Consider the following 5,965-nt stretch of genomic DNA (forward strand, 5'->3'; position numbering starts at 1 on the left):
CGCGAAGATCATCCAGGTCGACTGGCGCGGCTCGAAGCTCGGCGCGCGCGCGCCCTTGTCGCTCGGATTGGTGGGAACGGTGAAGGAAACGGTCGCGGCCGTGTTGCCGAAGATCACGCGCAAGCCGGACCGCGGTTTCATCGATACCGCGCGCAAGCACTACGCATCGGCGCGAAAGGGACTCGATGAACTCGCGACACCCTCGGGTCCCGGCCGGCCGATCCATCCGCAATACCTGACGAAGCTGATCAACGAAGCAGCCGACGAAAACGCCATCTTCACCGCCGATGTCGGCACGCCGACCGTCTGGGCGGCGCGCTACCTGACGATGAACGGCAAGCGGCAGCTTCACGGCTCGTTCAACCACGGCTCCATGGCGAACGCGATGCCACAGGCGCTCGGCGCGCAAGGCGCGCATCCCGGGCGGCAGGTGATCTCGTTGTCGGGTGACGGCGGTTTGTCGATGCTGCTCGGCGACCTGTTGAGCGCCCGCCAACTCCAGTTGCCGATCAAAGTGGTGGTTTATAACAACAGTCTGCTTGGCTTCGTTTCCATGGAGCTGAAGGCCGCTGGTTACCTCGATACCAACGTCGATCTGGCCAAGACCAACTTCGCGGCGATCGCGCAGGGCGCAGGCATTTTCAGCATCCGCGTGGAAGAGTCGGAGGACATCGCAGAGGCGCTGCAGAAGGCTTTCGCGCATCCGGGGCCGGCGTTGGTGGACGTGGTGACAGCGAAACACGAACTCGCCATGCCGCCCAAAGTGGAACTGGCGCAGGCAAAAGGCTTCAGCCTCTACATGCTGCGCGCGATCCTGAACGGTCGCGGCGACGAAATCGTAGAGCTCGCGAGGACTAATTTTCGATAGGAATATTCTGATTTCGTTGAAATTCTGGTTATTTCGAACAACAATGCGATGCTGCAATCGATTTACAACTCCAGGGAGATTGGCAATGAAGAAGTTCTCGCAGATCGCATTGGTTGGTGCACTCGCATTTGCGTTTGCAGGCGCGGCAATGGCTCAGGGAGCAGGCGGTGGCGGCGGTTCGAAGACCGACGAAAGCAAGCCGCCGGTCAGCCCAGTTGAACCGAAGCCGCATCTGCCGCATTTGAAGCATCATAAGAAAGCGGCATCGGAAGCTGGCGGTACTACGCTGCACAAGCAGGACAAGGCATCGCACATGAAGGGCGCATCGGCGGCGATGGCTGCATCGGCGATGGGCACGAACGACAAGGGCGCACCGCAATAAGCGGCCCTGAAGTAGATACGAAAAAGCGGCACGCGTGAGCGTGCCGCTTTTTTTATCGCCGTCGCGAGCCTACTCTTCGCTGGTCGCCGCCACTTTGGAGCGACTGCGTGGCGTAGTCTTGCGAGACGCTTTTTTCGCCGCTGTCTTCTTGACCGCGGGTGCTTTTTGGGACTGGACGGTATCAGGGGCATCGACGTTTGCACCCGGCTCCGCATGGGTCGGCGGTGCCGCAGCTTTCTTCGATGCCACCTGACGCCCGCGCCTAGCCGCACCGCGCTTCGGTTGCGGCTCCTCGGTGATCTCGCTCAGCAACGCAAGCGCTTCTTGCTCGCGCTCCTCGATGGCGGGTATCGGAGCAATGGCCGGTTCTTCGACAGTCACCGGCGCGGGATCGAAGAAGGGCGGTTCAGCCTGGACGTTCAGCGCATCGGCGAACAGCGGTTCGCGGACCTGCTGCGGTCGCGCGTTGCGTCCATTCCTGCGATTACGCTCCCGGCCTGATCCTTGACGCGACTCGGCCTGAACTTCGGGTTGCGTCGCGGGGTGCGCTTCGGGCTCTTCTTCATAAAACGGCGATACCGGGCGCTTTGACTGCTCGCTCGGCTCGCTTCTGCGATGCCATTCGTCACCAAAGTCGGTTTGTGCTTCGATCGGGGCATCGGCTTGCGCTTCGGAAGGTGCCTCGGCTTGCGCTTCAGCAGGCATATCGGCCTGCGCCTCGGCGAAGAGTGGTTCGGAAGCCTGAGGCCGCGTGTTGCGTCCCCGCCGGCGATTGCGCTCGCCACCCGGTCTCGCCGCCTGACGGTTTTCCGCCGCGACAACCGGCGCTTCGACTTCGCGCACCGTTTCGACTGCAGCGACCGTCTGCGTCCTGTACACGAACGCGCCCGATTTCTCGTCGCGCCCGACTTCCAGCAACCCACGCGACTGCGCTTCCTCCAGCAGATTGCCGAACGCGCGGAAGCCATAGTACGACTCGTTGAAATCAGGCTTGCGCCGCTTGATCGCGCTCTTCAAGACCGATGCCCAGATCTTCCCGCTTTCGCCGCGCTCGGAAGCGAGGTCATCGAAGGTTTCGACCGCAATCGCGATGGCTTTCGCCTTGCGCGCTTCGATTTCCTGCTTGGGCTGGCGGTCTTCGTCGGAGCCGCGCTTGTTCGATGAAGACGCCGATGCCGCCGCCGCATTTGCATCGCGCGCGTCGCGTGCTTCGCGGGCCTCGCGCGCTTCACGTTTGGCGATGGCGCGTTGCTGCTCGCGCACGAGGTCATCGTAGAAAATGAATTCGTCGCAGTTCGCGACGAGAAGATCGGAAGTCGAATTTTTCACGCCCACGCCGATCACTTTCTTCGCGTTCTCGCGCAGCTTTGAGACCAGCGGTGAGAAGTCCGAATCCCCGCTGATGATCACGAACGTATCGACGTGGGACTTCGTATAACAGAGGTCGAGTGCATCGACCACGAGGCGGATATCCGCCGAATTCTTGCCCGACTGACGCACGTGCGGAATTTCGATCAGCTCGAAACTCGCTTCGTGCATGGCGGCTTTGAAACCCTTGTAGCGATCCCAGTCGCAGTAAGCCTTTTTCACCACGATGCTGCCCTTGAGCAGCAGACGTTCGAGCACCGGCATGATGTCGAACTTGTCGTACTTCGCGTCGCGCACGCCGAGGGCGACGTTTTCGAAGTCGCAAAACAACGCCATGCTGACGCTTTCGGGGAATGAGGCCATAGAAACTCCAGCAGAATGCCGGGCGTACACGGCAGTATTAATGTGCGCACATGATATCTGTTTGTGCGGCGCGGTTTGCGGCGTGAAAAACAATCAGCACGCGGAATGGAGTGTTGGCGCGGCCGGCGGAAAACATCGCTCACATATGAAGTCGATGAACACCCGCAATTTCGGAGCCACATGTTTGCCCGATGGCCACATGATGCGAAACGTCCCGCCGCTCTGCGCGCAGTCGTCGAGCACGTCGACCAGCCGGCCCGACGCCAGATGCTCGTGGATCGCGAAATCCGGCAGATAAGCGATTCCCACGCCCTGCAACGCGAAGCAGATCCGCGCTTCAAGGTTGTTGCAGACAATCGATGGCGGCAGTTGAAAGTCGGTTTGCACTTCGTCCCTTTGAAGAGGCCAGACCTCCAGCTTTCCTGTATTGGGATATCGGAACTGAATGCATGTGTGCTGCATCAAATCGTTTTCGCTCAGAGGTTTTCCATGTGCCTCGAAGTACGCGGGCGAGCCGACCAGCAGCATGTGGTACGCGCCCATGCGCCGGCTTGTGAGACGTGAGTCGAGCACATCGCCGGTGCGAATGACGGCATCGAATCCTTCTTCGATGATATCCACCTGCCGGTCCGTGAAATCCAGATCCAGGTCTACGGCCGGATAAGCCAGTTTGAAGCCGGCGATCACATGCAGGAACGGCTCGGTGACAAGCGGCAGGCTGACCCGCAAGCGGCCGCGCGGCGCGACATTCACCTGGGACAACTCGGCTTGCGCCGCCTCGATTTCAGCGAGGATGCGGCGGCTGCGCTCAAGGAACAGCGCGCCTTCGGAGGTCAGGGTGACGCTGCGCGTGCTGCGGTGAAACAGCCGCACACCGAGCCTTTCCTCCAGCGCGCTCACACGCTTGCCGACCGCCGACGCCGATACCCCGAGCAACCTGCCCGCCGCCACGAAACTTCGTGTCTCCGCGACTTGCACGAATACGTTGAAGGCGCTGACGCTGTCCATCTTCATCTCCCGATTACGGAGACAAATCTCCGCACAGAGCGGAACTCTACCCTACTTGCTCCGGAACCCGGCGCTGCCTAGCATGAGACATCGCCAATTACGGAGTCCAACGCTCATGAACACCACCATCAATCGCTGGGAAGTCCCGTCGCTGGGCCTCGATAAACTCGCTTTGCGCACCGCGCCCCGTCCCGTGCCAAAGCCGGGCGAAATGCTCGTGCAGGTCGAAGCGGTCTCGTTGAATTACCGCGATGCCGAAGTCGTCGATAACGGCATGGGCAACACTCTCGAATTTCCGTTCACGCCGGGTTCCGATATGGCCGGACGCGTCGTGGAACTGGGCGAGGGCGTGACGCGCTTTGCGGTCGGTGATCGCGTGATTTCGGCCTACATTCCGGGCTGGATCGATGGCGCACCGCGCTCATGGGCCGAGGCGCCCACGCAAGGCGGACCGCTGCCCGGCATGCTGGCCGAGTTCATCGCGACGCCGGCGGAGTGGTGCGTGGCGGCGCCGGCATCGCTGACGGCGGCCGAGGCCAGCACGCTGCCCGTCGCGGCCGTGACGGCGTGGATGGCGCTCATCGAGCTGGGTCATCTGAACGCCGGTCACACGGTTGTCGTGCAGGGAACCGGCGGCGTGTCGCTATTCGCGGTCCAGCTTGCAGCGGCGAACGGCGCGACGGTGATCATCACCAGCAGCAGCGACGAGAAAATCGCCCGCGCGCTCGAACTCGGCGCAACGCACGGCATCAACCGCCACAAGACGCCCGATTGGCAGCACGAAGTCCGCAAGCTGACTCATGGCCGTGGCGCGGAACACATCCTCGAAATGGCCGGCGGCGATAACCTCGCGCGTTCGCTTCAGGCCGTGGCGACGGGCGGCCGGATCTCGGTGATCGGATTGCTGGAATCGGATCAGCTCACGCTGCCTATCCTGCAGTTGCTTGGCAGCAGGGCATCGGTGGTGGGAATCGCGGTCGGGCCGCGCCGCGTACTGGAAGACGTGGTGCGCATGATCGACCGGCACGAGATCAAGCCGATTATCGATGCGGTGTATCCGTTTTCAGAAGTGCCGCAAGCGTTCGAACATCTGAAGCGTGGTCCGTTCGGCAAGGTCGTGGTGCAGGTCGCCAAACCATGACCCACGCGATAAAACCCGCCAGCGCAATGCCGTACATTGCGCTGATTTGTTCTCTGCACACGCGGTGTCGCTGGCGTTCGTGGGACATCGTTTGGTCTTGTGCTCGCCATACCCGCGACAATCCGCGTCGCCGACAAGTTTTCCTATGAGGCGTCGTCCCTGTTCTGCGCGGCTGTGGATTTTCGCGGCGCTGCCGATGGTGGTGATCGTGGCGAAGGCCGCGATGTTCGGCGCGCATGCTCAAAGGCGGGGTGTGTCGGCCCAGCTTAGTTGATCCGTCCGTAGCCCATGTCTTGCAGCAGCATGGCGTAGGCGCGTTGTTCGTCGCCGCCGCACTCGGCGATCAGGCTTTGCCAGTTGCGTCGCGCGAAGTAGCGGCGAATCACGGAAAAGACCGCAAAGCGCATTGCCCATGCAACGATGGTGAGGCCAATGTACTGGATACCGGGCAGGAAGTACCACGCGCTCAGGGTGAAGCCGGTGAGGACGAGCGTGGCCAGCACCATTAGCGCGTTGACCGTCGCCATCTGTACATAGAGTCTTCGCGCTGGGTCTGCCATGTCGCTCTCATCGCTTGCGTTGCCTTGTACGCCCGGAAAGCAATGCATTTCCCGAGACCATGGAAGACTTTACGGCAAATTTTGAGGAAACTTGAGAACGCCGGTTCGTATTCGTGTGGGAACGAACATGGGCCGCAGCCAAGAGAGGCTTTTGCGTGTGGACTTAGATGAGGACTTCAGATATTTGCGTGGTGCCCGGGGCCGGAATCGAACCGGCACGCCTTGCGGCGGGGGATTTTGAGTCCCCTGCGTCTACCAATTTCACCACCCGGGCA

6 protein-coding genes and 1 tRNA gene are annotated in these 5,965 nt (G+C 61.4%); 3 read left to right on the forward strand and 4 right to left on the reverse strand.

Annotated elements, in window-relative coordinates:
• Both ACFFAR_RS22345 and ACFFAR_RS22350 read left to right on the forward strand, forming a co-directional pair.
• The coding region (locus ACFFAR_RS22345) for a thiamine pyrophosphate-dependent enzyme (protein WP_375508491.1) at window positions 1-868 on the forward strand (868 nt) is incomplete at its 5' end.
• Window positions 869-953: 85 nt separating this feature from the next.
• Entirely contained in the window at window positions 954-1,250 is a 297-nt protein-coding gene (locus tag ACFFAR_RS22350) for a hypothetical protein (protein ID WP_061998746.1), read from the forward strand.
• Window positions 1,251-1,319: 69 nt separating this feature from the next.
• On the opposite strand, the gene ACFFAR_RS22355 is transcribed toward ACFFAR_RS22350, so the two are convergent.
• On the reverse strand, window positions 1,320-2,954 hold the full coding sequence (locus ACFFAR_RS22355) for an NYN domain-containing protein (RefSeq protein WP_174362248.1): 1,635 nt from the start codon (window positions 2,952-2,954) through the stop codon (window positions 1,320-1,322).
• Window positions 2,955-3,074: 120 nt separating this feature from the next.
• A complete protein-coding gene (locus ACFFAR_RS22360; protein ID WP_174362245.1) occupies window positions 3,075-3,989 on the reverse strand; it encodes a LysR substrate-binding domain-containing protein in 915 nt (304 codons plus the stop codon).
• A gap of 115 nt (window positions 3,990-4,104) precedes the next feature.
• On the opposite strand from ACFFAR_RS22360, the gene ACFFAR_RS22365 reads away from it, so the two are divergent.
• Window positions 4,105-5,130 (forward strand): zinc-binding dehydrogenase, encoded by a 1,026-nt coding sequence (locus ACFFAR_RS22365; RefSeq protein ID WP_174362244.1) that lies wholly within the window; start codon window positions 4,105-4,107, stop codon window positions 5,128-5,130.
• A gap of 266 nt (window positions 5,131-5,396) precedes the next feature.
• Here ACFFAR_RS22365 and ACFFAR_RS22370 read toward each other — a convergent pair whose 3' ends face one another.
• Both ACFFAR_RS22370 and ACFFAR_RS22375 read right to left on the reverse strand, forming a co-directional pair.
• Window positions 5,397-5,690: a hypothetical protein gene (locus ACFFAR_RS22370; protein ID WP_174362243.1), complete on the reverse strand. Its 294-nt coding sequence runs from the start codon at window positions 5,688-5,690 to the stop codon at window positions 5,397-5,399.
• Between the two features lie 189 nt (window positions 5,691-5,879).
• Window positions 5,880-5,964 (reverse strand) — tRNA-Leu (locus ACFFAR_RS22375).
• Between the last annotated feature and the right edge of the window lies 1 nt (window position 5,965).

Origin of the sequence: uncultured Caballeronia sp., from assembly GCF_964243625.1 — a bacterium.
Taxonomy (GTDB): Bacteria; Pseudomonadota; Gammaproteobacteria; order Burkholderiales; family Burkholderiaceae; genus Caballeronia.

What these genes read in the sequence shown, in the direction of transcription:
- ACFFAR_RS22350 (WP_061998746.1), top strand. Translation starts at nt 954, where the DNA reads ATGAAGAAGTTCTCGCAGATCGCATTGGTTGGTGCACTCGCATTTGCG.
- ACFFAR_RS22355 (WP_174362248.1), bottom strand. Translation starts at nt 2,954, where the DNA reads ATGGCGTTGTTTTGCGACTTCGAAAACGTCGCCCTCGGCGTGCGCGAC.
- ACFFAR_RS22360 (WP_174362245.1), bottom strand. Translation starts at nt 3,989, where the DNA reads ATGGACAGCGTCAGCGCCTTCAACGTATTCGTGCAAGTCGCGGAGACA.
- ACFFAR_RS22365 (WP_174362244.1), top strand. Translation starts at nt 4,105, where the DNA reads ATGAACACCACCATCAATCGCTGGGAAGTCCCGTCGCTGGGCCTCGAT.
- ACFFAR_RS22370 (WP_174362243.1), bottom strand. Translation starts at nt 5,690, where the DNA reads ATGGCAGACCCAGCGCGAAGACTCTATGTACAGATGGCGACGGTCAAC.